Source organism: Gemmatimonadaceae bacterium (assembly GCA_019752115.1).
In the GTDB taxonomy this organism is placed as follows: Bacteria; Gemmatimonadota; Gemmatimonadetes; order Gemmatimonadales; family Gemmatimonadaceae; genus Gemmatimonas.
Genome location: JAIEMN010000083.1, coordinates 1 through 25867 on the forward strand (window position 1 = coordinate 1; position 25867 = coordinate 25867).

General features: G+C 69.5%; 22 protein-coding genes. 1 reads left to right on the forward strand and 21 read right to left on the reverse strand.

Annotated features, from left to right (window positions below):
* Window positions 1-129: 129 nt before the first annotated feature.
* The 21 genes from K2R93_22105 to tilS all read right to left on the reverse strand — a co-directional run bounded on the left by K2R93_22105 (window position 130) and on the right by tilS (window position 25381).
* Window positions 130-1806: a tetratricopeptide repeat protein gene (locus tag K2R93_22105; GenBank protein MBY0492546.1), complete on the reverse strand. Its 1677-nt coding sequence runs from the start codon at window positions 1804-1806 to the stop codon at window positions 130-132.
* Window positions 1807-1819: 13 nt separating this feature from the next.
* On the reverse strand, window positions 1820-3613 hold the full coding sequence (locus K2R93_22110; GenBank protein ID MBY0492547.1) for an ATP-binding protein: 1794 nt from the start codon (window positions 3611-3613) through the stop codon (window positions 1820-1822).
* Complete coding sequence (locus tag K2R93_22115; protein ID MBY0492548.1) at window positions 3610-4284, reverse strand: GTPase domain-containing protein; 675 nt, start codon at window positions 4282-4284, stop codon at window positions 3610-3612. The genes K2R93_22110 and K2R93_22115 overlap by 4 nt, the downstream gene beginning before the upstream one ends.
* Before the next feature lie 70 nt (window positions 4285-4354).
* Window positions 4355-5479, reverse strand: a complete 1125-nt coding sequence (locus K2R93_22120) for a DUF4388 domain-containing protein (protein MBY0492549.1) — start codon at window positions 5477-5479, stop codon at window positions 4355-4357.
* 10 nt (window positions 5480-5489) lie between these two features.
* The gene (locus K2R93_22125) at window positions 5490-8102 is read right to left on the reverse strand and encodes a tetratricopeptide repeat protein (GenBank protein ID MBY0492550.1); all 2613 of its coding nucleotides are present in this window, start codon (window positions 8100-8102) and stop codon (window positions 5490-5492) included.
* A gap of 14 nt (window positions 8103-8116) precedes the next feature.
* Window positions 8117-8737: a chemotaxis protein CheC gene (locus K2R93_22130; GenBank protein ID MBY0492551.1), complete on the reverse strand. Its 621-nt coding sequence runs from the start codon at window positions 8735-8737 to the stop codon at window positions 8117-8119.
* Window positions 8738-8745: 8 nt separating this feature from the next.
* Window positions 8746-10689 carry a chemotaxis protein CheA gene (locus K2R93_22135; protein MBY0492552.1) on the reverse strand — a complete coding sequence of 648 codons (1944 nt, stop codon included), beginning with the start codon at window positions 10687-10689 and terminating at the stop codon, window positions 8746-8748.
* A gap of 42 nt (window positions 10690-10731) precedes the next feature.
* Window positions 10732-11100, reverse strand: a complete 369-nt coding sequence (locus tag K2R93_22140; protein MBY0492553.1) for a response regulator — start codon at window positions 11098-11100, stop codon at window positions 10732-10734.
* Window positions 11097-11474: a chemotaxis protein CheW gene (locus K2R93_22145; GenBank protein MBY0492554.1), complete on the reverse strand. Its 378-nt coding sequence runs from the start codon at window positions 11472-11474 to the stop codon at window positions 11097-11099. The genes K2R93_22140 and K2R93_22145 overlap by 4 nt, the downstream gene beginning before the upstream one ends.
* Window positions 11475-11532: 58 nt before the next feature.
* Window positions 11533-12549, reverse strand: a complete 1017-nt coding sequence (locus K2R93_22150; protein ID MBY0492555.1) for an RluA family pseudouridine synthase — start codon at window positions 12547-12549, stop codon at window positions 11533-11535.
* Window positions 12533-13111: a signal peptidase II gene (gene lspA, locus K2R93_22155; GenBank protein ID MBY0492556.1), complete on the reverse strand. Its 579-nt coding sequence runs from the start codon at window positions 13109-13111 to the stop codon at window positions 12533-12535. The genes K2R93_22150 and lspA (K2R93_22155) overlap by 17 nt, the downstream gene beginning before the upstream one ends.
* Entirely contained in the window at window positions 13108-13638 is a 531-nt protein-coding gene (gene lspA, locus K2R93_22160; GenBank protein ID MBY0492557.1) for a signal peptidase II, read from the reverse strand. The genes lspA (K2R93_22155) and lspA (K2R93_22160) overlap by 4 nt, the downstream gene beginning before the upstream one ends.
* A gap of 1 nt (window position 13639) precedes the next feature.
* Window positions 13640-14074: a TraR/DksA C4-type zinc finger protein gene (locus K2R93_22165; GenBank protein MBY0492558.1), complete on the reverse strand. Its 435-nt coding sequence runs from the start codon at window positions 14072-14074 to the stop codon at window positions 13640-13642.
* On the reverse strand, window positions 14074-17367 hold the full coding sequence (ileS, locus tag K2R93_22170) for an isoleucine--tRNA ligase (protein ID MBY0492559.1): 3294 nt from the start codon (window positions 17365-17367) through the stop codon (window positions 14074-14076). The genes K2R93_22165 and ileS overlap by 1 nt, the downstream gene beginning before the upstream one ends.
* A 46-nt stretch (window positions 17368-17413) precedes the next feature.
* Window positions 17414-18232: a purine-nucleoside phosphorylase gene (locus tag K2R93_22175; GenBank protein ID MBY0492560.1), complete on the reverse strand. Its 819-nt coding sequence runs from the start codon at window positions 18230-18232 to the stop codon at window positions 17414-17416.
* An 80-nt stretch (window positions 18233-18312) separates the two neighbouring features.
* Window positions 18313-18924, reverse strand: coding sequence for a DivIVA domain-containing protein (locus K2R93_22180; protein MBY0492561.1), 612 nt, complete (start codon window positions 18922-18924; stop codon window positions 18313-18315).
* A gap of 15 nt (window positions 18925-18939) precedes the next feature.
* Window positions 18940-19635, reverse strand: coding sequence for a YggS family pyridoxal phosphate-dependent enzyme (locus tag K2R93_22185; protein MBY0492562.1), 696 nt, complete (start codon window positions 19633-19635; stop codon window positions 18940-18942).
* A gap of 11 nt (window positions 19636-19646) precedes the next feature.
* Entirely contained in the window at window positions 19647-21479 is a 1833-nt protein-coding gene (locus tag K2R93_22190; GenBank protein MBY0492563.1) for a DUF2723 domain-containing protein, read from the reverse strand.
* 1 nt (window position 21480) lies between these two features.
* Complete coding sequence (ftsH, locus tag K2R93_22195; GenBank protein MBY0492564.1) at window positions 21481-23460, reverse strand: ATP-dependent zinc metalloprotease FtsH; 1980 nt, start codon at window positions 23458-23460, stop codon at window positions 21481-21483.
* Between the two features lie 24 nt (window positions 23461-23484).
* Entirely contained in the window at window positions 23485-23994 is a 510-nt protein-coding gene (hpt, locus tag K2R93_22200) for a hypoxanthine phosphoribosyltransferase (protein MBY0492565.1), read from the reverse strand.
* 43 nt (window positions 23995-24037) lie between these two features.
* Complete coding sequence (tilS, locus tag K2R93_22205; GenBank protein MBY0492566.1) at window positions 24038-25381, reverse strand: tRNA lysidine(34) synthetase TilS; 1344 nt, start codon at window positions 25379-25381, stop codon at window positions 24038-24040.
* 137 nt (window positions 25382-25518) lie between these two features.
* On the opposite strand from tilS, the gene K2R93_22210 reads away from it, so the two are divergent.
* Window positions 25519-25680 carry a hypothetical protein gene (locus tag K2R93_22210; protein ID MBY0492567.1) on the forward strand — a complete coding sequence of 54 codons (162 nt, stop codon included), beginning with the start codon at window positions 25519-25521 and terminating at the stop codon, window positions 25678-25680.
* Window positions 25681-25867 lie beyond the last annotated feature (187 nt).

A 25867-nucleotide genomic window follows, 5' to 3' on the forward strand; every position in this document is an offset into this window, starting at 1 on the left:
AACGCAACGCCGCCGCCTCTTTCTTTATCTCGCCGTCTCCCTTGACCACCTCTCCCGAGCCTCCTGCACTTCCCGATTTCACTTTGTCCAGCTCCGCGACGGCGTCCGCGACCGCGCGCGCGCCCGGTGTCACGCGGCGGCTCCCACCGTGGCCCCCGGCGCGGGCGCCAGGGCCGGTGTGGTGGCCGTGCCCCCAATGAGCGCGGCGAGATTGGCCTTGACGATGCGATTCTCGGGATCGAGGCGCAGCGCGTGCTCCCACGCTTCCCGCGCATCGATCACGGCGCCGCGGCGATAGTGAATGTTCCCGAGCTTGAGCCACACATCGGCGCCATGCGACACATCGATGCGCACCACGCGCAAAAAACTCTCGAGCGCCTGATCGTAGCGCTGCACGCGATAGTAGTAGTCGCCGAGATTCTTGTGCAGATGCGGGCAGTTGGCGTCTTCCAGCAGCGCATGCTCCAGCGTGCGGGCCGCGAGCTCGTAGCTGCCGCGCCGTTCGTGCACCACGGCGAGGTTGTTGTGCAGCGCCGCCGAGTGCGGATGCGCCACCAGCCCATCTTCCAGGAGCGCGGCCGCACGGGTCGCATCGCCGGCCAGCGCCGCGGTGAGCCCAGCGACATGGAACCACGCGGCACTCGGCTGGCGGCTACCCCATTGGGCGCGCGCCGCGGCGAGGAATTCCTCGGCGCCGTCGAGATCGCGGTCACGCAAGCAGAGCACGGCGCGCGACAGCGCGATGCGCGGATCGGGCGTACTGCCGGCGCGGCGCACCGCCTCCTCGAGATGCTCCGCGGCGGCAAACGCGTCGCCCGTTTGCTCGCACGCAAACGCAAGGTTGTGGAACACCGCCGCCGGCGCGTCGGGGTCCTGCGCCACACGTTCGAAGGTGGTAATGGCGTCGCGCCATTCGCCCCGCCGCGCGTGGATGAGTCCCACATGGAACCGCGCCACGCCGTCGTCGTCACGCAGCTCCAGCACGCGTCGGAACTCGCCCAATGCCTCTTCGAGCATGCCGGTGCGATAGAACGCGACGCCGAGATTGCGATGCTCGGCCACCCGGCTTTCCGGCGGCGGCTGACGACGTGCCGCGCTCCGCCCCACCCGCTGCGCGTAGCCGGCGGCGAGAATGCCGAACAGCGCCTTCCCCACGTCGAACTCGCTCAAGCCGGAACGTTCGATGATCGCCTGCACATCGTGCGTGCCGTCGAGCAACGGCAGTATGCGCTCCTGCGCCGCGCTCAGCTCCACCTCACGCTGCGCCACGCGGGCGTGGTCCAGCTCGAAGATCAGATCGAGGCTCGGGATCTTCTTTTCGATGAGCGTCCACTCGTCCACGCGGCGGGCGCCTTCGAGCAGCAGCGCATCGGCACTGATCGACACCAGATCGTGGCGCGCGTGCGGCGACTCGGCGGGATCAAAGCTGAAGGTGCCCTGATTCCAGGCGAAGAGGTGATACACCGCTTCTTCGACCTGGGCGCGGAACTCGCGCTCGAGCGCGTCGGCATCTACGGCGGCCTGGGCGGCAAGCGCTTCGGCGAGGGCGCGATCATCGTGCGATCCAACCGTGGCGAGGACGCGCGCGAGCGCGTCGGCGCCGAGGAGCCCCGCGCGCACGAGACGGTCACCAAGCCCGTCGCGACGATTGACGAGCGCCGCATACACCACGCGTCCGTCGGTGAAGTGGATGGAGCCGAAGCTCCCTTCCCGCGCGATCGACAGCACGCCGCTCTTGCGTCCCAGCGCGAGCAGCTGGAGCACATCGGCGAGACTCGCCTCACTGAGATTGCCGCGGATGGCCATCAGTGCGCTCCCATTACCGGTATTCCTCGATCAGTCGGCCGCTGACATCCGGCCACTGCCAGATCGACTTCTCCCGATCTTCGAAGAAGCGGTCCACTTCGCCGGGCGCGCGCGCGACGAGCGTTTCCAGCCGCGGACGTTCACGCGGCTGCACGCCCACGACGAGCCCCCCCTCAAAGCGCGAACGCAGCCGGTCGGCGAGCCCGAGCAGATCACGGGGCGACCGGTCGCCGGCGAGCACGACCTGCGCGCCACGCGACAGCAGATGGTTGAAGAGATGGAACAGCTCTTCCTGCGTCCGTTCCTTCCCGATCAGCTGCTGGAGATCGTCGAGGATGAAGACGTCGGCCGCGCGATAGCGCAGGCGCCAGCGCTCCACGGCACCTTCCTGCAGGGCGGCGACGTACTCCTCCACGAACGCCTGCCCCGACAGACAGGCGACCAGTTTCTCGGGCCATCGCGTGCGCACCGCATTGCCGATCGCGTGGGCCATGTGCGACTTGCCGCTCCCCAATGGCCCGTGCAGGTACAACGGGTTGTATCGTGCGCCCGGCTCTTCGATGACGGCATCCACCGCCTTGAGCGCCAGCTGATTGGCCGGCGCCACTTCGAGCGCGTCGCGCGTGAGCGTGGGCAGCGGTGCCGGAAGCGGCGTGGCCGTCGCGAGCGCGCGCTGTACGACCGCCCGGGCTTCCTCGATCTGCGACGGATCGCGGAACACCGGATGGCCCCGGAGCGACGGGTCGGCGGTGACCGCCTGCACTTCGAGCGTGCGCAGATGTTCGATGGCCTTGCCGAACATATCGAGCAGGCCGGGCACATCGGGCGCGGTGGGCAGCGCCATGGCCCGCTCGAGCGCCGCCACGTTGTAACCGTGTTGGCGCCAGCGCCCGAGCGCTTCGCCGAGCTGCACGCGCCAGGGTTCCACCTTGGCTTCGACTTCGTGCATGACGTCGGCAATGAACCCTTCGTAGTCGGCATCGGCGGGAATGATCGCTTCGATGCGGTCAGTCACGCGGGGAGCGGCTGTGGGCGTACTCACCGTGCCGATGCGATGATCGACCCGGTGCTCGCCGCGCGGCTCACCGAGCACGGCGCGCACATCGGCGGCGGCCACCGGCTTGCCCTCGAGCTGCTGATACGCGGTGAGCTTGTTGAGCGCGCCCTTGAGTTCGCGCACATTCGCAAAGGGGAGCCGCGCCACGTCCTCGAGGACCCCGGCGGCGAACTCCACCGCGCGCGCGGTGGCCACGTTGCGCAGAATGGCGAGGCGCATTTCGTAGTCGGGGGCGCCGACATCCACCACGAGCCCGCCGGAGAGGCGCGACAGCAGCCGCTCGTCCACATCCGCGATCTCGTGCGGCTGGCGATCGCTCGTGAGCACGAGCTGGTGACCGCGCTGCAGGAGCAGATTGAGCAGCCGCAGCAGCTCGCTCTGCGTCTCCCGCTGGCCGGTGAGGAACTGCACATCGTCAAGGATGAGCAGATCCACCTGCTCGTAGTGCGCGAGGAACGCCCCCGGCGTACCGGCCGCAATGGCGCGATGCAGATGCTCGGCGACTTCCTCACCGCTCGACACGAGGACCCGCGTCTCGGACTGCTGCTCGCAGGCGGCGTGCGCGATCGCCGCCACCAGGTGCGTTTTGCCGCGCCCGGAGCCGCCGTAGATGAACAGCGGGTTGTAGGCGGCGCCCGGGGCGTCCGCGACGGCGCGGGCGGCGGAGGCCGCCAGCCGATTCGACGCGCCCACCACAAACGTGTCGAAGCGCAGCGTGGCGTCGAGCGACGCCGGCAGCGCGGGGGTCACGCCGCCACGCCTCCGGCGAGTGCCGGGGAATAGGCTGGCGTCTGCATGGCCGCCGCGGCGCGCTTGCCCGCGGTGGTGCCGTCTTCGGCACCGAGTCGGCGCAGCACCTGGGTGCCGAGCGACCGCAGGGTCTGGAAGACCCCGGTCCCCTGCAGCGCATCGGCGGCGAATTCAGGCACGCCGCGGAAGTTCAGGGCCACCGACAAGTCGGCCACCGACGCGGCGAGCGACGGCGGCAGGTCCTGCTTGTTGTACTGCATCACGATGGGCAGCGTCCGCGCATCCACGCCATGCTGGGCGAGGTTGGCGTGCATGTCCTGCAGGCTTTCGAGATTGTCGTCCCAGCGATGGCGCTGACTGTCGGCGACGAAGGCGATGCCGTCGGCGCCCTGCAGCACGAGCTGGCGAATGGCCGCGTAGTACGGCTGCCCCGGGACGGTATAGAGCTGAAACCGCACGCGATACTGCCCCACGGTGCCCAGATCCACCGGGAGGTAATCGAAGAAGAGCGTACGATCGTTGCGGGTCGCGAGCGACGTGAGCGCGCCCACCTGCGTTCCCGGCAGCGCGGAATGCAGGTAGGTGAGATTGGTCGTCTTCCCGGATCGTCCCGGGCCGTAGTAGACCAGTTTGCAGGTGATCAGCCGGGTGGCGTGATCGACAATGGGCATGCGCCCGCTCCTCGTGTCGCGTCGCCCGTCCGCCTGTCGGAACGGGTGGGAATGCCGGTGCCGATCGCGCTCAGATCGGCACGAGGGCGTGCAAGCGCGTGGCCAGTGCGATGACTTCGCGGAGGCGCTCCGCATCCTCATCGGGGACCCCGGCGCCAATCGCGGCCTCCCAGCAGGAGACTGCGCCCAGCAGGTCACCGTGCCGGAGCCGTTCGTCACCCTCCCGGCACCACGCACGACCTGCCCCTGGCGCAGACGACTCCCACTCGGCGTCCGCGACCTGCTCCCGTCTCACAGACGGCTCAGCGGCAGTCGTGGCAACGGCAGGATCTGCGCCAGGCGTCACACTTCGAGACCGCGCCGGCTCCGGCACGCCGTCGGCGATCGCGTTGGGCGGCAGTTCCAGCGCCGGCAGGCCCTCGGGGGTCAGCACGCCGACCTGCACCGGATCGAAGATCGCGTCAATCGCCTGCTCTGCCTCGCCCGGCATGCGAATGACCCCGCCGCTGTAGCGATCGGGGACCCAGAGGTCCTCCAGGGAGGGCACGACCGCATTCGTGGGCGGCGTCGGGTTCCGACGGGGGGCCACCGGGGTCTCGCGCACGGTCAGCAGCCCGATGGCGATGAGATCGTGCACCTGCTCGGCGACGTCCGAGAACTCGCGCTGCAGCACCGTGGCAAGCGCCACGAGGTCCCGTTCGCCGTCCACATGCGCCAGCACTTCCCACTGGGCCGGCGTGAGGCGCAATTCGGGGAGTTGCCCGGGCTCCAGATCTTCAAAGGCCGGCACGACCCGCGCGTGCGGGACGAGCGCTTCGATGCGGTCCCACACGATGGCCCGCTGCGCGGCCTCAATCAGCAACGGCTCCGCCGCCAGCCGCACGCGCGAGGCCGGCGGCTCGGTGGGGAGGAACCGGAAGGTCCCGTCCTTCCAGCAGAGGACGTCGAGCGCCGCTTCCTCGATCTCGCGCGGCGCCGGTGCGGGGCGCGCCTCGCCCGCCGACCGCTGGCCCATGGCGGCGACATCCGCGTCCACGATGACGCCCTGCACGAACCCGATCCGCGCTTCCCGACTGAGCAGCGGGGCCTCACAGTGCAACGTCCCGGTCTTGCGCCCGCGAGACAGCAGCTGAAAGACCTCGCCGAGCCCGAGATCGCGGATCCGGCCTTCGATGCTCAGAGAGGGCGCGCGCATCGTCATCACCTCAGGCCACGTGCACGAAGGACGTCTCGTCCTCCGCGACCGTCTGCTGGAGCCGCGCCAGCGCGTCCTTCGCGCGGCCGCGCCACGTGGGCGCCACCGCATCATCCGAGGCGAGCGACATCCACTGCGCCTGCGCATCGCGCAGCCGCCCGCGATTGACGTGCAGCAACCCGTCGTACCAGCGCGCCGCCCCGTTGGCCGGGTCGTGCCGCAGCACGCGATCGACGACGATGCGCGCGTCGGTATCACGCTCTTCGTAGACGAGCACCTCCGCCAGCAGCGCGAGCGCATCGATGTCGGTGGGCACGCGGGCGAGATGGCCCACGAGCACCTGGCGCGCCTCGACGAGGCGATGGGCCTCGCGATGCAGGCGGGCGAGTTCGAGCAGGGCGTCACGCCACTCGGGGGCGGCGGTGAGCGCCGCCACCAGTTCGAGGCGCGCGGCGAGCAGATCGCCCCGCTCGCGCAGCAGGCGCGCGATCGCGACGCGGGGCGACGGCCGCGACGGGTCGAGTGCCAGCGCGCGGCGGAAGAACGCCATCGCGAGCCCGCTGTCGTCGAGCCCCAGCGCGACATCGCCGGCGAAGTGCAGCAGGGCGGCGCTCGCCACGTCCTGTCGCAACACGCGGAAGAGCGCCCCGCGCACCATGTCCCGCCCCTCTTCGGCGGCGAGCAGCGCGGCGGCGTGCAGGGCGCACACCTCGGGATCGTCGGGCGTCTCGGCCACGAGCGTCTCGAGCAGGCGCCGCGCCAGATGCGCGCGCTGCAGCAGGCAGAGTGAACGCGCCTCGCCCACCGCCGCCCGGCGCCACAGCGCGGCGTGGGCCGGCTGGCCCTCCACGCGCTCGCGGGCTTCGCGATAGCGCTCCACCGCCTCCCCGTGCAGCGTGCGCATCGCGAAGTCATCGGCCTGCTCGCAACTGCGCGCCGCCCGCTCGGCGTCGCTCAGCACGGCCGAGTCGTGCGCGGCCTCGGGGAGCAGCGTGTCGAGTGCGGTCTCTTCGATCGGCACGCCCGCGAGCGGCGTCCCGCCGGCCACGCGCAGCAAGTCCACCGCCCCCACCGCATCGGGACACTCGAGCTGCAGTGCGATCCCCACCGCGAGCCGCACCTCGGCGCGATACGACGCGATGCCCAGCGCCTGCTGCGTTTCGCGTGCGGCGCCTTCGTGATCGCCGAGATCGGCCAGCACCTGCGCGAGCGCAAAGCGCGCCTCGGCGTGCGTCGGGCGCTGTTCAATCGCCTTGAGGAACGCTTCCCGGGCGTCGGCCGGGCGTTGGCGCTGCACCAAAATGACGCCCATGGTATGCCAGGCGTCGGCCTCGCGCGGCCGGAACATCACCAGCTCCTTGAGCAGCGACAGCGCGGCGAGAACCTCGCCGCCCTGCGCGAGGGCGCGCGCGAGATTGAGCCGCGCCAGCACGAGCGCGGGCTCGAGCTCCGCGGCGCGCGTAAAGGCTTCACGGGCCGCGACCGCATCACCCGTGTCGGCCAGCGCCACGCCGAGGTTGTTGTACGCCAGCGCGTCGCGGGCATCCACGAACAGCGCCCGCCGATACGACTCGGCTGCGGCCGCGAGATCACCCGCCTGATGACAGGCGACACCGTGCTCGTTCCACCAGCGCGCCGTCTCCTCCTGATCGAGCAGCGCGCGATACCGGGCACGGGCGGACGCGGCGTCCCCGTCGATCAGATCGAGTTCGGCGAGCGCGTGCGACACGAGCCGCGCGTCTTCGCCCTGGGCGGCGGCGCGGTCGAACTCGCGGCGCGCCTCGCGAAAGTACCCGCGCTGCCGGAAGGCGAGCCCGAGTCCGTAATGCGCGAGCGTCGCTTCCGACTCCACGGCCATGACGGCGGCCACCGACGGGCCCGCGTGATCAGCCGCCAGCGCGAGATCGCCGTCGAGCGTGTCGAGGGCCGGATTGAGCGCGGCGGCCTGTCGGGCGGCGGCCAGCGCCTCGTCGTGGTGCCCCATGTCGCCGAGCACGAAGCCACGCAGTCGATGGGCGTCGGCGAGTGCGGGCTGCTCGACGAGGAGCGCCTCGACCGCCTCGAGCGCCTGCTCGTTCTGCCCGCGCTGATAGAGCACTTCGGCGAGCAACAGCGCCGCATCGTGGCCGGCCCCGGCGTTCACCGCCCGCTCGAGCCACCGCTGCGCCTTGCGCAGGTCGCCTTCGCGCTGCTCCACCAGCGCGCGCTCGAAGAGGGCGGCGGCATCATCGGGATCCTCGGCGATCAGCGCGTCGAGCTGATGCCGCGCAGCCTCGCGCCGCCCCATGAGGCGCGACAGCCGCGCGCGCTCGAGCAGCGCCTCGCGATCATCCGGATCGGTGGCCAGCCGACTGGCCAGTTCGGCCAGGCGGGCCTCGCAGGCCCCGGGCTGCGCGGCAGCGATCTCCAGATTGCGGGCAGCAGTGCGCATCCGGGGATCAATGGCGAGGGCCCGGCGAAATGCCTCCACGGCCTCGGCATGCAACCCGCGAGTGTGATACAGCACGCCAAGATTGTTGAACGCCCCGGGGTCGTGCTGGTCCACGCGCGCGAGCATCGCCCGGAGCAGCTCGACGTCGCGTCCGGCGGTCGGCGGCGTGTTCGGTGCGGGAGACCGCAGCACGATGGCGCTCCGGCTCAGGCCAGGCGCAGGGCGCGGAGCATCACCTGCAGCGACGCGGGGTCGGGGAGCAGCAGGAAGAAGCCGCGCAGCGTCTGATCGAGCTCGGTGAGCATGAACTCGCTCTCCACGCAGAGCACCCGCTCGCCGCCATCGGCCACTTCGCCGAAGACACTCTCCAGGACCGCCGAGGACATGTCGATGACCATCGACGGGGGCGACGGCAGCAGCAGCATCCCCAGGAAGTCGCTGAGCGCGTTCATGTAGGCGCCGCTCAGGATATTCCCCGTTTCCTTGATCGCCGACGTCTCAAGCTCGCTGAACGCCACCGACGACCCGATGGGACGGCGGAGCATGAGCTCGGCCAGTCGCATGACGGTGGGCTTCGGGAAGATCAGCAGCGTGCGGCCGGTGAGATCGCCCAGCATGTGCATGAACACCGCGGCGACCGGCTCATCGGCTGGCTGGAACTGGGCCGGCAGATCGCTCACGCCGGCAATGCTGATGGCGGGCACCTTGATCATGATGGTGCTCCCCGTCATCTGCGACAGCGCCGTGGCCGCGTGGCCGGCGCCGATGTTTGCCGTCTCGCGCAGGGCGTCGAGCTGAATGTGCTTGAGCGTATGGAGAGCGGGCATGATCGGCATCAGAGCAGGCTGGCGGCGTCGAGGATCAGAGCCAGGCGGCCATCGCCCAGCACGGTGGCACCACTGAACCACGGGGTCGCGCCGCGCACCTGATCGAGCGGCTTCACCACGATGTCCTGCTGCGCCACGAGCGAGTCGACGCGCAGGGCGGCCCGTTTGCCGCCCAGCTCGACGATCGCCAAGTGCTGCTCCTCGGTCCCTCGAGAGGCTGACGACGGAGCCAGCCCGAATCGTTCATCAAGCGCCACGAGCGGAACAACCTCGTCACGGATGGTGACGGCGGCTCCCGCCGCGTGATGCACCTGCAGGCTGTCGTGATAGGCGAGACACTCCTCCACGTGCACCGCGGGGATCGCAAAAATTCGCCCCTGGACCTCCACCAACAGGGCGCGGGCGATCGCGATCGTGACCGGCACCCGCAAGGTGAACACGGTCCCCTGCCCCGGTACGGACTCGAGGGCCAGCTGCCCCCCGAGCGCGCGCACGCGGGTGTTCACCACATCCACGCCTACGCCACGCCCGGAGAGCGTGGTGATCGTCTTGGCGGTGCTGAGTCCGGGATGCGCGATCACGCGGAGCAGCTCATGATCATCGAGCGCCGGCACGGACTCGGCCAGCAGGCCGTGGGCCTTGGCCCGGGCGAGCACCGCCTCGCGATCGATCCCACGCCCGTCGTCGCGCACCTCGATGCGCACATTCGACCGCTCGCGCACGGCGCGCAGCACGAGCGTGCCGGCAGGCGCCTTGCCGCGCGCGCGGCGCTCGTCGGGGGGCTCGATGCCGTGATCGAGCGCATTCCGCAGGAGATGCAGAATGGGATCCCCCACCGCATCGAGCAGCGAGCGATCCAATTCGAGTTCGCGGCCTTCCACCACGAAGCTCACTTCCTTGCCCAGTTCGCGCGCTACGTCGCGCACCAGGCGCGGGAAGCGGTCAAACACATCCGAGGCCGGCAGCAGACGCGCCTGCAGCACTTCGGCCTGCAGCGCACTCACGAGGCGCGCGGTATCGCGGGCCGTGCGTTGCACGGCGCGATCGGGGTGCGCCATGCCGTCCACGAGTCGCGTCAGGCGATCGCGGGTGATGACGAGTTCGCCCACGAGTTCGAGCAGCGTATCGAGCCGCCGCGCGTCGAGCCGCACGGTCCGCGTGACCGTCGGGGCCACCGGCGCCGCCTTTGCCCGTCGGCCTTTCGTGCTCTTCGCGTCCTGCTCCGGATCGCGCACCACCACGCGGGCGACTTCGCCGGCACTCGTGACGGCAGCCGCCAGATCGGCATCGGCAATCGGGCTCTTGAGCGCCACGGCAAACACGCCTTCGAAGTGCGCGTCCTGCCACTGCTCGAGCGGTGGCGTCGTGCGCTGTACCGTGCCCACGGCCCGCAGCTTGGTGAGCACGATCATCGCGCGCACGCCCTTGAGAGGACAGTCGCTGGTGAGGGCGACCTCCACCAGCCGCAGCCCGTGCTCTGCACTGCCGGCCTCGCGCGGCTGCACGGTCTCCGGCGACGGCATCGCGTTCATGAGGGCCGCGATGCCGCTCACGCGCTCTGCCGGCTTGAGGCGCGCCAACAGCGCCTCGATCGCGGGGGTCAGCGCGGTGACCCCGCCGGCGGCGTCGGTGATGCTCGTGCGCAGGGCCTCGGTCCCTTCGAGCAGTAGCGACACGAGGGTGGCGCCGAGCGCTTCGTCGCCATGGCGGACGGGTTCGCAGCGCCCTTCGAGTGCGTGCGCGAGCCGCTCCACCGCGGTGTACCCCATCGCGGCCGCCATCCCCTTGATGGTGTGCATGCCGCGAAAGACCGTGGCGATCTGCTCGGCGGCGCCATCGGCATTCGGCGCCTGCTCGAGCGCGAGCAGCGCGGCATCGATGGCGTCGAGATGCTCGCGCGCTTCGGCGTGGAAGAGCGCCGCGTACTTGCCGGCGTCGCGCGTGGCGGACATGGCCGGACCGGGGAGCGTGGGGAGCCGCTCGTGCGCCGCGGCTTACGCCGCGGTGAGCACGCGGTTGACGGCTTCGAGCACGCGGCTCGGCTGGAAGGGCTTCACCACGAAGTCCTTCGCGCCGGCCTGAATCGCCTCGACGACGAGCGCCTGCTGCCCCATCGCGCTGCACATGAGGATGCGCGCCTGCGGGTCATGCTTGGTGATCTCGCGCACGGCATCGATGCCGCCCATGTCGGGCATCACGATGTCCATCGTGACGAGATCGGGGCGCAGCTCGCGATAGCGCTCAACGGCCTGCACACCGGTTTCCGCCTCGCCCACCACTTCGAAGCCCGCCTGCGTGAGGATGTCCCCCACCATGGTGCGCATGAAGATGGCGTCGTCGCAGATCAGTACCGTTCGGCTCACCGTTCCCTCTCCTCGGCTGAATGCAGGTGTCCGGCTACCAGCTGCGCCGCATCGAGGAGCTCGACATGGCCCGCGGAAGCCTCATCACCGGTCACGCGCACGTCGTGCACGGCATCCACGGTGAGCCCCACCGGGCGCGCACCGTGCTCGATAAGGACGATTGACCCCGGCGTGACGGCACGCTCTCCGGTGAGGAGCGCCCGCAGGTCCAGCACCGTGACGATTGCGCCCCGGACGTTGACGATGCCCGCCTGAATGGGCGGCGTGCCGGGGACGGCCATCAGCCCGTCCGGGCGCACGACTTCAGTTACCTGCTCGATGGGAATCCCGTAGCGTCCAAGCCCCGAGCGCACGACCAGCCACTGGGGCGGCAATTCCTCATCACCCGCGTCCGGTCCCGGATGGGGATCGGCGGGCGGTTCCGCAGCAGCGCTAGTCGGCCTGGTAGAATCCGAAGACATCGAGCGGGTCCTGGTGCGAGGCGAGCTCCGGCATCGCACTCAGGACCGCGAGCGACTGCCGCAGGTCGGGTGGCAGGGGCGAGCGCAGATCCACGAGGGCACCCGAGACCGGGTGCTTGAAGCGGAGCCAGGCCGCATGCAGGAAATGGCGACGCGGAGGCAGCGCGGCCAACTTGCGCCCCCCGCCCCCGCCATAGGTGTCATCCCCAATGACGGGATGGCCCACGCTCGCCAGATGCACGCGGATCTGATGCGTGCGCCCCGAATGGAGGTGCGCGCGCAGCAGGTCCACACTGTCGAAGCGGGCCAGTCGCACGAAATCCGTTCGTGCGGCCTTCCCCGTCTGGACGACTGCCATGCGCGTCCGGTCTCGGGGGTCACGGGCCAGCGGCGCATCCACGGTGAGATGGTCGTCCTTGAGGTGACCCCACGAGACCGCCACGTAACGGCGCGTGACCTGCCGCGCCGCGAGCGCCGTGCTCAGGATCCGGTGCGAGGCATCGGTCTTGGCCACCACGAGCAGCCCGCTCGTGTCCTTGTCGAGCCGGTGCACCAGCCCGGCCCGCTCCTCGCCCCCGCCTTCGGCCAGCGGCTCTCCGCGCCCGATGAGCGCATTCACCAGCGTGCCGGTCCAGTTCCCCGGCGCCGGGTGCACCACCATGCCCGCCGCCTTGTCCACGACCAGCAGATGCTCGTCTTCGTAGACGATATCGAGCGGAATCTGCTCCGGCACGATCTCCCGCCCGGGCGGCGTCGGAATCACCACCGCGATGTCATCGCCCGCTTCGACGCGGTACGACGCTTTCTCGCGCCGCCCGCTCACCGTCACGTGGCCGTTCGCAATGAGCGTCGCCGCCTGCGTACGCGACAGCTCGGCGCGCCGCGCCACGAGAAGGTCCAACCGCTCGCCGATGTCCGCGTCCGCGCCAGCGAAGCGCAGCGACCGCCCCTCCGCGCCCCCGCCGCGAAGGTCATCGCCGCTTGTCATTCATCTCCGCACTCTCGCGCGTCTGCGCCAAATCCTGCTGCCAGAGCGCGATGACCAGACACGCCGCGCCGATCGTGACCGCGGTATCGGCCACATTGAACGTCCAGAAGCGCACGTCACCGATGCCGATGTCGATGAAGTCCACCACGCCGTCGCGCAGGCGGATGCGGTCGAGGAGGTTGCCGATCGCGCCCCCCACCACCACCGGCACGCCGAACGCGGCAATCTTCGAGATGCGCGTCAGGTCCAGCGTGGCCTTGATGAGTACCGCCACGATGATCACGCTGAGCGTGGCGAAGATCCACCGCGATGCCGGCCCCAGGTGCATGCCGAACGCCGCACCGGGATTGAACGCCAGCGTGAAGCGCACGACGTCACCGATGATGCGGTGCGGGATGTGCCGCGGCGCGAGATACTCCATCGCCAGCAGCTTGCTCACGAAGTCCGCGGCGATCACCACGGCCACGATGATCCAGAAGCGCGGCTGGGACGCCGCGACCGGCACATCGTTGATGACCGCGCTCGCGGTGGCCGCGCGCGCGTGGGGGTTCATGGCCGTCATGCCGTGCGGTCACTCGAATCAGAAGAGCCGGCGCCGGGCGACGTCGCCGCCAGGGCCGCCTGCCGGTCGTCACCCCAGAGCACCCAGGCGAGCAGAAACGCGCCCGTGGTCACGGCGATGTCGGCCACGTTGAAGGTGGGCCACCGGTTCGCGCCGATGCCCACGTCGATGAAGTCCACGACGCCGAGATCGGACCGGATGCGGTCGATCACGTTGCCGATGGCGCCCGCCGCGACCAGCGAGACCGCGAGTACGCGTCGGAAGTCGGTATCCTCCGCCTCCCGATAGAGGCGCCACAGAATCACGAGCGCGCCGGCGGTGAGCGCCATGAAGATCCAGCGCGAGTACTGCCCCAGGTGCAGCCCAAAGGCCGCGCCTGGATTGTAGACCAGCGCGAAGCGGAACCACTCGCCGAACACCGGGTTCGGCATCCCCGACGGCGCCAGCACCGCCACCGCGACCGCCTTCGTGATGAGGTCGAGAATGACGATGCCAAGCACCACCGGCAGGGCGACAATGACCTTCACGTCAGCCCTTCTTGGTGTCTTCCTCGCGCTGCTTGCACGCGATGCAGTAGCGCGCATTCGGCAGCGCGTCGAGGCGCTCGAACGCGATGTCTTCGCCACACTGGTGGCACTTGCCGAACGTTTCCGGCGCCTTGTACAGGCGACGCAGCGCCTGATCGATGTGCCACAGGAAGCGCCCTTCCTTCGAGGCGAAGAGGAACGCCTTCTCGCGCTCCATCGCGTCGGTCCCCTGATCGGCCATGTGGAACGAGTAGGCGCTGTTGTCGCCGTCGTTCACTTCGCCATTCGGGCCGATCGTTTCGGCGTGATGGCCGAGCTCCTTGAGCACCCGCTTGCGCTCCTCCAGCAGCCGCTTTTCGAAATGCTGCAGCTGCTTCTTGGGCATCGGCTTCGGCTTCTTCGCGTCCTTGGTGGACGCCGTCTTCGATTCGGCCATCACGACCCTTCCTTGGTGAGCGCGAGGCGCAGGGCGCGTCCATCGACGTCCCCTGCCTGCGTTACGGTCCACGGGCCGCTGTCGCCGGTACCGGCGAAGGAGGCCCCTGCTTCCCCACCGAGCAGCAACCGCTCGGCGAGCACTTCACTGGCGATGTGCTGGCGATGCGCGGCGACCGCGCCCTCCAGCTCCTCGTCACCTGCCACCGCGACCACGATGCGGTCGCTGACGGCGAGGCCGGCTTCCTTGCGCAGCCGCTGGATGCGGCTGATGACCTCGCGGGCCAGCCCTTCCGCCCGCAATTCCGGCGTAATGGTGGGATCCAGCGCGACCCCGTAGCCGCCGTTTTCCTGCACCACGGCGGCGCCCGAGGCGCGCCGGATGATGGCGACGTCCTCGGGGGCAATCAAGCGCTCGACCCCGCCCACCTCGATCGTGACCGACTCCCCGGCCGCCAGCCGGCGCAGCCGGTCGGCATCCATGGTGGGCACGGCCTCGGCCACCAGGGGGGTCTCCTTCCCGAACTTCTTGCCCAGCACGCGGAAATTGGCCTTGGCCTCGAGCGACACGAGGTTGTCGGTGGAGGTGACAAACTCCACGCGCTTCACGTTCAACTCGGATGCCAGCAGGGCGCCGAGGGCGGCGACCGGTGTCGGATCGCCGGGCACCACGCACTGCATGGCCGGGAGCGGCTGGCGGACCTTCACGTCGGCGACATCCCGTGCGGCATGTCCGAGCCCGGTCAGCGTCCGGATGTCGTCCATGGCGGCCTCGAGCGTGACATCGACCGGCGTCGGCGTGGGCCGGGTGTACGGCGCCAAGTGCACCGAGGTGCCGGTGAGCGCGCGGTGCACCTCATCGGTGATGAACGGCGCGAACGGCGCGAGCAGCCGGCACACGACCGTGAGCACCTCGTGCAGCGTGGCAAAGGCCGCCCGGTTGTCGGCGCCGTCCACCTCGTAGAAGCGCGCCCGGCTCTGGCGCACATACCACTTCGAGACGTCGTCATCCATGAACTGCATCACGCGCCGCGCGGCGCCGGTGGCGTCGTAGGCGTCGAGCGAGGCGTTCACGTCCTGTTCAACCCGCGACAGCCGCGACAGGATCCACCGGTCGAGCGCGGGACGCTCGGCCACGGCCGGATCCTGCGCGCTGGGCGCCCAGCCGAAGTTGGCATACTGCGCGAAGATGCCGTTATAGACGTTGCGGAACGTGAGCAGGAAGCGCCCCGCCGTTTCGCGGATGGCGTTCTCATCGAAGCGGCGTGGCACCCACACCTGGCTGGACGCCACGAGGAAGAGCCGCACCGCATCGGCGCCATGGCGCTGCATGACATCCCACGGGCTGACCACGTTGCCACGCGACTTGGACATCTTCTGCCCCTGCGCGTCGAGCACGAGATCGTTCACCACGACATTGCGATACGGCGCGGCCTGATTGTCGCCGTTGTTCGGCAGCGCATCGCCCAGCGTGGTGGCCACCGCGATGAGCGAGTAGAACCAGCCGCGCGTCTGATCGACGCCTTCGCAGATGAAGTCGGCCGGGAACTGCGCGGCGACCTTGTCCTGGTTTTCAAACGGGTAGTGCCACTGCGCAAAGCTCATCGACCCCGAGTCGAACCAGGTGTCGATGACCTCCGGCACGCGACGCATGGTGCCGGTGCCACTGGGGGCCGGCCACGTGTACGCGTCGATGTGCGGCTTGTGCGGATCGAAGTCGTCGGGGAGCGCGCGGCCGACCTTGGCGGCGAGCTCCGCGTAACTGCCGATGACCTCCATCTCCGACGGATCGGCATCGTTGATCCACACCGGCAGCGGCGTGCCCCAATAGCGATCGCGAGAGATGGCCCAGTCCACGTTGTTGGCGAGCCACTCGCCAAAGCGACCGGTGCCGATCTCACTCGGGTTCCAGTTCACCAGGCTGTTGCGCTGCAGCAGCGCGTCGCGCACCGCCGTGGTGCGCACGAACCACGAGCCGCGCGCGTAGTAGAGCAGCGGCGTCCCGCACCGCCAGCAGTGCGGATAGGCGTGCGTGAACTGCGACGCCTTCCAGAGCACATCGCGTTCCTTGAGCACCTCGATGATGCGCGGATCGGCCTTCTTCACGAACATCCCCGCCACTTCGGGGACGCCCTCGACGAACTCGCCGCGCGCGTTGACCGGCTGCACGAACGCGAGACCATGCCGCTGGCCGGCCGCGTAGTCGTCGGCACCGAACGCCGGCGCCATGTGCACCACCCCCGAGCCATCCTCGGCCGATACGAACTCTTCGGGGACGATGATCTCGTGCTGGCCCTCTTCCGGATACGCCACCCAGTCGAGGGGGCGACGATAGCGACGGCCCACCAGGTCCCGCCCACTCATCGTGCGTACCACATCCCAGCGATCGGCCCAGTCGCCGCCGAGCACTCCGGGCACGCGCGCTTCCGCGAGGACGATCGTCCACTCGGCGCCGGTCTTCTTGCGCAGCTCGGCGTACGTCAGACCGGGATGCACCGCGAGCGCCGTGTTCGACACGAGCGTCCACGGCGTGGTCGTCCACACCAGGATGCGCTGCCGCATCGCCGGTGCGTTGCCATCGGCGTCGAGCAGATCGAGCGCCACGTAGACGCTCGGATCTTCCACATCCTCGTAGCCCTGCGCCACTTCGTGGCTAGAAAGCGCCGTGCCGCAGCGCGCGCAGTACGGAAGAATCTTGTGGCCTTTGAAGAGCAGGCCCTTGTCGAACATCGTCTTGAGCGCCCACCACTCGCTCTCCACGAAGTCGTGCTCGTAGGTGACGTATGGGTCGCCGTAGTTGAGCCAGTAGCCGATGCGCTTGGAGAGGTCTTCCCACTCGCCGCGATACTTCCACACGCTCTCGCGGCAGCGGCGATTGAACTCCGCCACGCCCACCTGTTCGATGAGCTGCTTGCCGCCGAGCTTGGCGATCTCGCTGGGATCGACGCCACGGCGCTCCGCTTCCTCGCGCTGCAGCTCCTTCTCGACCTCGATCTCGACCGGCAGGCCGTGCGTGTCCCAGCCGGCCTTGCGCGGCACGTAGTACCCCTGCATCGCGCGGTGGCGGCAGAAGAGGTCCTTGATGGTGCGCGCAAAGACGTGGTGAATACCCGGACGGCCGTTGGCCGTCGGCGGCCCCTCGAAGAACACGAACGGCTTGGCGCCGGCGTGCGCATGCAGCGTCTGCTCGAAGAGCTGCTCGGACTCCCAACGCGCCAGCACCCCCCGCTCGAGATCATCGGCGGTGGTATCGGCGAGCAACGGGTAACGGACGGTATCCTGCGGTGCGGTCATGAACGCGAAAGCAACGGGAAAGCGAGGCGTCGGGTGACGCAGGCGATTACAGGCGCGCCAGCACGCCCTTCACCACGGCACTCAGGCCGGGTTCAGCGCGGCGCGCCACGCCGATGATCTGATCGAGGCTGGCCGGCTCGAGGGCGTCCGGCAGGCACTGGTCGGTGATGATGGAGAGCCCCAGCACACGCATGCCGCCGTGCACCGCCACGATCACTTCGGGCACCGTGGACATCCCCACGACATCGGCACCGATACCGCGCAGGAACCGGTACTCGGCACGCGTTTCGAGGTTGGGCCCCTGCACCGCCACATACACGCCCTCGCGCAGCGGCACGCCGGCCGCCTGCGCGGCCTCGCGGGCATGGCGGCGCAACGTGGTGTCGTACGGCTCGCTCATGTCGGGGAAGCGCGGCCCGAGCGTTTCGTCGTTCGGCCCGATGAGCGGGTTGTCGCCCAGCAGGTTGATGTGATCGGCGATGAGCATGAGATCACCGGGCTGCCACAGCGGGTGCATGCCCCCACAGGCATTGCTCACGATCAGCGTCTCAGCGCCGAGCGCCCGCAGCACGCGCACCGGGAAGGTGACCTGCTGCAGCGTGTAGCCTTCGTAGCGGTGAAAGCGCCCCTGCATCGCCACAACCGTCTTGCCACCGAGCGTGCCGCAGAGCAGCCGCCCCTTGTGCGACTCCACGGTGGACAGCGGGAAGTTGGGCAACTCCCCGTAGTCGATGACCTGCTCGACCTGGATCTCTTCGGCGAGGCCACCGAGGCCGGTGCCGAGGATGATCGCCACATCGACCGGTTTGGCGAAGCGGGCGCGAATCGCCTGCGCGCACGCTTCGATACGCTCGCGCGCATGCAGCCCCAGCGCCGGGTGCGACAGCCCGACCTGCGTGTGCTCCTGCGTGTACTGCAACTGCGGGCGCGATCCGGGCGTGATCGTCACTTGGCGTCATCCTCCACGATGTCGAGCCAGGACGGCGTCGGTAGCGCCGGCCGGGGAGGCAGCTCGCGCACTTCCTTGGCGACGGCGGCCGGATCGGTCACGTTGAGCGCGCCCGAGGCACGCGGGGTGACAATGGTCGGCACCGGTTCCGATTCGGCCGAGTTCAGTTCGGTGAGCTGGCGCTCGAGCTGATGACGCAGCTGCGCGAGAAACGCGCGGCGCGTCCGCCAGAGCGACTGCAGCTCTTCTTCCGCCCGGCGAATCTCGTCGCGCACGGCGGTCATCTGCTTCTCGGACTCCGCTTGCGCCTCGCGCAGGAGGAGCTGGGCTTCGCGTTCCGCCTGCTCACGAATTTCCGCGCGCAACTGCTGCGCGCTGACCAGCGCTTCGTTGATGGCCTTGTCGCGCTCCTGAAAGCCCTTGAGCTGCTCGCGCGCCACGCGGGCTTCGGTTTCGAGCTCCTGCAACTGGCGCGTCAGCCGCTCCAGCTCCTCCGCCACCTGCTCGCGGAACTGATCGACGCGCGCGCGATCGTAGCCCCGCAGCGCGTTGCCGAAGTCGTAGCGCCGAACATCCAGCGCGGTCAGGTGAAAGCCGCCGTCAGCCATGATCCAGTGGTCTCTTCAGGTTCGACTGCCGAACAGCACGGTCCCCAGGCGCACGTGCGTCGCCCCTTCTTCCACGGCGATCTCGTAATCGCCCGACATTCCCATGCTCAACCACTCCGCCGGATGCCCCGCCGCACGGAGTGCGTCGCGCATCTGTCGCGCCCCGCGGAACACTTGCCGGAGCTCCGTCTCGGTGGCCTCGAATGGCGCCATCGTCATGGCCCCACGCACCCGCAGCTGTGGCAGGCCATGCAACCGCTCCGCGACCGCCGGGACATCGGCGGGCGCGATGCCGCCCTTCGTGGCTTCCCCACTCACGTTGACCTGCAGCAGCACGTCGAGCACCGCGCCCTTGGCCACCGCGGCATCGTGCAGCGCGCTGGCCAAGCGCTCGCTGTCGAGGCTGTGGACCAGGGAGAAGGCGAGGGCGTGCTTGGCCTTGTTGCGCTGCAGATGACCGATGAGATGCCAGCGAACCGGTGCCGTGACGAGCGCCATCTTGCCCTCGGCTTCCTGCACCTTGTTCTCGCCAACGTCGGTGACACCTGCCGCCCAGGCCGCTTCCACGGCCTCGGGCCCGTGCGTTTTGGTCACCGCCACCAACGTCACGTCCTGCCCGTGGCCCCCCCGTGCGCGAGCCGCCGCGATGCGTTCCCGCACCTCGAGAACGGCCTCACGAACTGCAGTCGCAACAGGGTCGGAAATTGGCATAGCACATAAGGTTAGATCCCTCCGCACCCCGACACAAGGAGAGTATCTGCGAGGTCCGTCACGGCGGTGCAACGCAGCAGGGTTTGCACGAGCGCCGCGGCGGGATCCCCGCCCGGCGGAAGCGCCGTGAGCGCGGAGCGCGGGACCTGCCCGTTCGCTCGCCGAAGCGCGGCAAGGTCGAGCCCCGTACGGCCGGCGCCGAGCGTGGTGTCGGCGCGCCAGACGAGTCCCTCGAGTGCCCACCCCACGCGCGGCGCCGCGGCCAGTCGGTCGCGCCGATCCAGCATGGTGCTTACCCGGATCGGGCGCCGCTGCTGAGTGGCCCGGATGGTGAGCGACGCGAGCGCCGAGCTCAGGCCAGGCCACGCCGCCACGGCTTCCGGCGCCAACAGCCCGCGTCGCACCAGCTCCGCGCGATACCACGGTGCGCCGAGCAGCGGGACCGTCACGACCGTGACATCGGGGCGCCGCTCCTCCACCTGCTGCAGGTACCACATGGGGAACGTGTCATTGTCGCCCCCGGCCAGCAGCACGCCGTTGGGCGGCATCCCATCGAGCAGCAGCCGGGCATAGGTGCGCGGCAGCGTGGCGACCGGTTCACCGGTGCGATCGACCACCGGTCGATTCGCGAAGAGGGGGACGAGCGCGACGAGCAGCGGCAGCAGCGCGACCGGCAGCGGGAAGCGTTCACGCAGTCGCAACGACAACGAGGCCGCTCCGACGCCGGCGAGCATCCCCCAGGCCCAGAAGCCAAGGACGAAGAAGTAATCGCGTTCACGGGCCTCGTGCGTTGCCCCGGCCGGCAGCACGCCCGCGCCGAAGCTTGGCCCCGCCCGCATGTTGAGCCACAGCGCCACCCCGAACGTGCCGCTGAGCAGCAGGAGCGCCATCGCGCGCGCCACACGCGCCTCATGCGCGTACAGCGCCCGCAGCCCGAGTGCGCCCAGCAGGGCGAAGACGACCGTCACGCTCGTGCGGGCCAGCGACGGGGTCGTGAACGGATGCGCGCCAAAGGCAAATTGCCAGTCGGCCCACTGAAAGACGTTCCCCAACTGCAGCCAGAGCGGCGCCAGGCGCGGCCAGAGGCCGGCCACCTGATACTGCTCGCGGCGCAGCACCGCGAGGAGGGCCCGCAGCGTGACCGGGTGCCCCGAGTCCATCATCGGCCCGTTCGCCGAGAAGAGCGGTAGAAGCGCCACCGCCGAAAAGCCGAGCGCCGCGAGGGCGCCCCATGCGAGCAGCTCGCGCGGGCGCGGCCGCGCTCCACCCCAGGCGAAGGCGATGGCGGCGGGGAGCGCCACCAGCACCGACAGATGCAGCGGGACCGCGAGCCCCACGAGAAAGGCGATGAGCGCGCGGCCGCGCTCGCGCTGTGTGTCGCTGGCATCGGGTCGCCCGGCCCACTCGCCCGCCGCGAGCATGGCGACGCTCACGAGGAGCGCCACCGCGTAGACCTCGCTCTCGGTGGCATTGAGCCAGATGCTGTAGGTGGTGCCGGCAATGACCGCCGCGACCACGGCCCCGCGTCCGCCAACCCAGCGGGCCGCAAGCCACGCACTCAGACCGCCGGTGAGCGCCGCGGCCCACACCGACAGCAGTGTCACCGCGCGCGGCGGCGTCGTCTGACTGAAGAGGAGCGTCGCCACTTTGCCCAGCAGCACCCACACCGGCGTTCCCGGCGGATGCGGAATGCCGAGGGTGTGCGCGGCGGCAATGAACTCCGACGCGTCCCAGAACGTGAGATCGGGAGCGGCGGTGGCGAGATAGGTGCCCAAAAGCACCATCGTCGCCACGAGTGCGGCGACGATGGGGGTTGGGACGTGAAAACGCGGACGGCGCTTCAACTCAGGCCGGCGCGACCTCAGGGCCACCGAGGAGCGGCGGCGTGATCGGGCGGCTCGTCGGCGCCGGCGTCGGCATCGCGGCCGGCGGCGCCGGCGGCGGGAAGTCCGGGCCCGTGCGCGGCGGCAGCGGCTTGCCGTCCTTGAGCAGCAGGATGTCTTCGCGGCTCAGCGTTTCGCGCTCGAGCAGGTTGGTCGCCACCGCATCGAGCAGCGCGCGATGCTCATTGAGCACCGCCACCGCCCGCTGGTGGGCCTGCGTCGCCACGCGCTTCACTTCGCCGTCCACCAGCTGCGCCGTCTGCTCGGAGACTTCGCGGCGCGACTGGATCTCGCGGCCGAGGAAGAGTTCCTGCTCGTTGTCGCCCACGAGGATCGGGCCGATGGAATCCGACAGCCCCCACTGCGTCACGTAGCGACGCGCGATGCTGGTGGCCTGCTGGATGTCGCTCGCAGCGCCGGTCGTCACGCGGTTGTGGCCGAAGACGATCTCTTCGGCGGCCCGCCCGCCGTACGCCATCACGAGCCGCGCCTCGAGCTGTTCGCGCGTCACCGACACGCGATCGTCTTCGGGGAGCGTGAACGCGATACCGAGCGCGCGGCCACGCGGCACGATGGTGACCTTATGGAGCGGATCGTTGCCGGCGACCATCATGGCGCAGACGGCGTGCCCCGCCTCGTGGAACGCCGTGAGCCGGCGCTCCTCGTCCTTCATGACCAGCGACTTGCGCTCCGCACCGAGCATGACGCGATCCTTCGCTTCCTCGAGATCGCTCATGTAGATCTTCTCGTGATTCTTGCGCGCCGCGAGCAGCGCGCCTTCGTTCACGAGGTTCGCGAGATCCGCGCCGGCCATGCCCGGGGTGCCACGCGCGAGCGCCGTGACGCTCACGTCGTCGGCGATGGGCTTGTTGCGCAGATGCACCTTGAGGATGCCCTCGCGGCCACGGAGGTCCGGCGCATCAACCACGATCTGGCGGTCGAAGCGGCCCGGGCGCAGCAGCGCGGGGTCGAGCACGTCGGGGCGGTTCGTGGCGGCGATCAGGATGACACCGTCGTTCGATTCGAAGCCGTCCATCTCGACGAGCAGCTGATTGAGCGTCTGCTCGCGCTCATCATGCCCGCCACCGAGCCCGGCGCCGCGATGACGGCCCACGGCGTCGATTTCGTCGATGAAGATGATGCACGGCGCATGCGCCTTGCCCTGCTCGAACAGATCGCGCACGCGCGAGGCACCGACGCCGACGAACATTTCGACGAAGTCGGACCCGGACATCGAGAAGAACGGACGGCCGGCCTCACCAGCCACGGCCTTAGCGAGCAGCGTCTTGCCGGTACCCGGCGGACCCACCAGCAGCGCGCCCTTGGGGAGGCGACCGCCGAGCTTGGTGAACTTCTGCGGGTCCTTCAGGAATTCGATGATTTCCTGGAGCTCGACCTTGGCTTCGTCGGCACCGGCCACATCGGCGAACGTCACCTTGGGGGTGTCGCCGCTCAGCAGCTTCGCCTTGGACTTGCCGAAGGAGAACGCCTTGTTGCCACCGGCCTGCATCTGGCGGAACAGGAAGATCCAGAAGCCGATGAGCAGGATGTACGGCAGCATCGTGACGATGAGGCTGCCGAAGTTGGCGCGCGGCTCCTGCACCGACACGCGCACGTTGCGGGCATAGAGCAGCTTCTGTTCGTCCGGCGCCGAGCCCGGCACCAGGCGCACGTTGAAGCGGCTCACTTCACGCCCGCCGGGCACCTTCACCTTCTGATTGAACTGCCCGGCAATGACGTTATCCGACTGGAACGAGACCGCCTTGATGTTGCCGGCCTCGAGCTGTGCGCGGTAATCGGTGAGCGAGATGTCCGGGGCCACCGGCTCGCGGCCGTTGCCATAGGACAGGAACGCGACCGGAATCAGGATCACGAGGATCCAGAACGAGAGCGTCTTGGACCAGCGAGCCCAGTTGGTCGACTTCTTGGGCGAGGGCGTCATGTTGGGTGCCATGAGAGGACCGCGTTACTCCAGACTGGCCACGTACGGGAGGTGCCGGAAGTTCTCGGCATGATCCAGCCCGTACCCGACCAGGAATTCGTGTGGCGCGTCGAACCCGACGAACTTCGTAGGATGCTGCAGATGTTCGGCGATGTGCTTGTGGAGCAACGCGCAAATCTCGAGCGACTTCGGCTTGCGCTCTCCCAACAGCTCGATGAGCCGCTGGAGGGTGCGCCCGGAGTCGACGATGTCTTCCACCAATAGAATGTGCTTCCCCTCCAATTCCGTTTCCGGATCGTAGAGGAGGCGGACCACGCCGCTCGATTCCATGGCATCGCCGTACGACGACGCCACGAGGAAATCGACCTGCAGCGGCCGCGTGACGTGGCGGACCAGGTCGCTGAGGAAGATGAAACTGCCCTTGAGCAGCCCCAGCACGAGCAGATCGCCGTCGGGATAGGCGGCGGTAATGTCCCGACCCAGCGCCTCGACGCGGGCCTGGATGGTGGGCGCGTCGAAGACGATGCGCTTCACAGCGCGTCCGTCGAGGCGCGGGTCCACCTTGCTCGTGCTGCTCTCAGTCACGCTCACGCTCACAGCGATACCAGATCAGGTCCGACCGACCGGGCCGGGACGGCGCTGCGGCAGCGCAGCAAACGCCCGGAACCCAAGCCGGCACATCATCGATGAGCACGACCGGCCACGAGGGTCGGTCGGGGACTGGGACACGGGACTCCGAAAAATACCGTGTTACCCGTCGCCCTGCTGGGGCCCCCACCGTGACGATGCGGTCCCCTGGTGCCCATGCGCGCACGACGACCGGTTTCCCGGCAGGCAACGCCATCATCCACGGATCACCCCCTTCCGAAGGCGCGCCTTCCCCGAGACGACGAAAGCGCCACCGCCCGAATCGAGGCGGCAGCGCATCTGACGTTCCCTGCCAGTCCACCATCGGCCCCGCGGGCGCGTGGTGGCGCACTTCGAACACCTCGTGCGCCCCCTCGCGCCGACGCAGGAGCAGCGCGCCACCGGCCAGCGGTAACTGCGCGCCCCGTCGACGCGTGGTGGTAAACCGCACCGCCGCCTGAGTTCCCGTGGCATCGAGCGTGACCCCCGCCCGCGCGCAGATCGCCGGCCACAGCACCGCGCGCGCCTCCGGGGTGGCGTCGTCGAGGATGCGGCTGGGCAGGAGCACGCGCCGGCCGTCGGGGCTCACGACCAGCCCCTCGTGCTCCAGAAACCGGTCCACATCGCGCCGCCACTGCGCGGCGCGCTCACCGAGGGCCAGCCAGTCTGCGGCGAAGCTGGGCTGCGCCGCGGTGAGCATCGGCAGGAGATCATGCCGGACCCGCGCCCGCAGCAGCCGCCGGTCGGTATTCATGGGGTCGTCCAGATACGCGATCTGCTCCTCGGCGACCCACGCGGCCAGCTCGGCGCGGGTGACGGAGAGCCACGGCCGGATGACCGGCGACGGCGCCGCGAGGGCGGCGAGCCCCCGCGCCCCGGCACCGCGCAGAAAGCGCATGACGATGGTCTCGAGCTGGTCATCGCGGGTGTGCGCCGTGGCCACGCGGGCCCGGAACCCCTTGGCCACCCGCTCGAGGAACTGCCAGCGCGCGTCGCGCCAGGCGGCCTCGGTGCGCCCCACGGTGCGGGCGCGCTCACGCACGACCGTCAGCCCCAGCCGCCGGGCCTGCGCCGCGACCAGCGAGGCGGCCTCGGTGGCGTAGGCCCCGGTCCCATGGTCAAAGGTCGCCACCGCGGCGATCCGATCGGGCGCCCAGCGCGCGACCGCGTACATCAGGGCCATCGAATCCAGACCACCCGACACCGCCAGCACCAGCGGCCCACTGCTCCCCGACAACGCCACATCGAGCGTGGCCTCGAGCAGGGCGGCCGGCGAGTCCGGAAACGTCAGCATACGGGAGCTATGCCCCACCCCGCGCGCCACGTCAACCTCCGCCTGCGATCTCCCCCTACCATCGACCGCCCGACTCGACTACTCTTGGTCGCATCCGGCGCACCACCAGCGCCAGACCTTCGCCTCGGAGAACGACAGTGGAATTTCACGGCACGCTGGGAACGATCTGGGCCTCGCTCGGGATGACCGCCTACTACATGGCGCTCACCTGGATCAACATTCTGCTTGGTCTGTTCCTTTCGCCGCTGTTCGTCATCCCGATGACGTGGCTGAAGAGCAAGCAGGGCGGGATGCAGTAAGGGCGTCCTGCGCTCAACGAAAGAAGGCCCGGTCTTGGACCGGGCCTTTTCCTTTTCCCCACCCATCAACCCCGAACCCCAGAACCCCCAACCCCGAACTGATCAGTTCGGGGTCAGGCGTGTCCGGTCACGGATCGCCGTCTGGCCCATAAGTGCTTTGGTGCGTGTGGGTTGGCGGGTTGCGGGG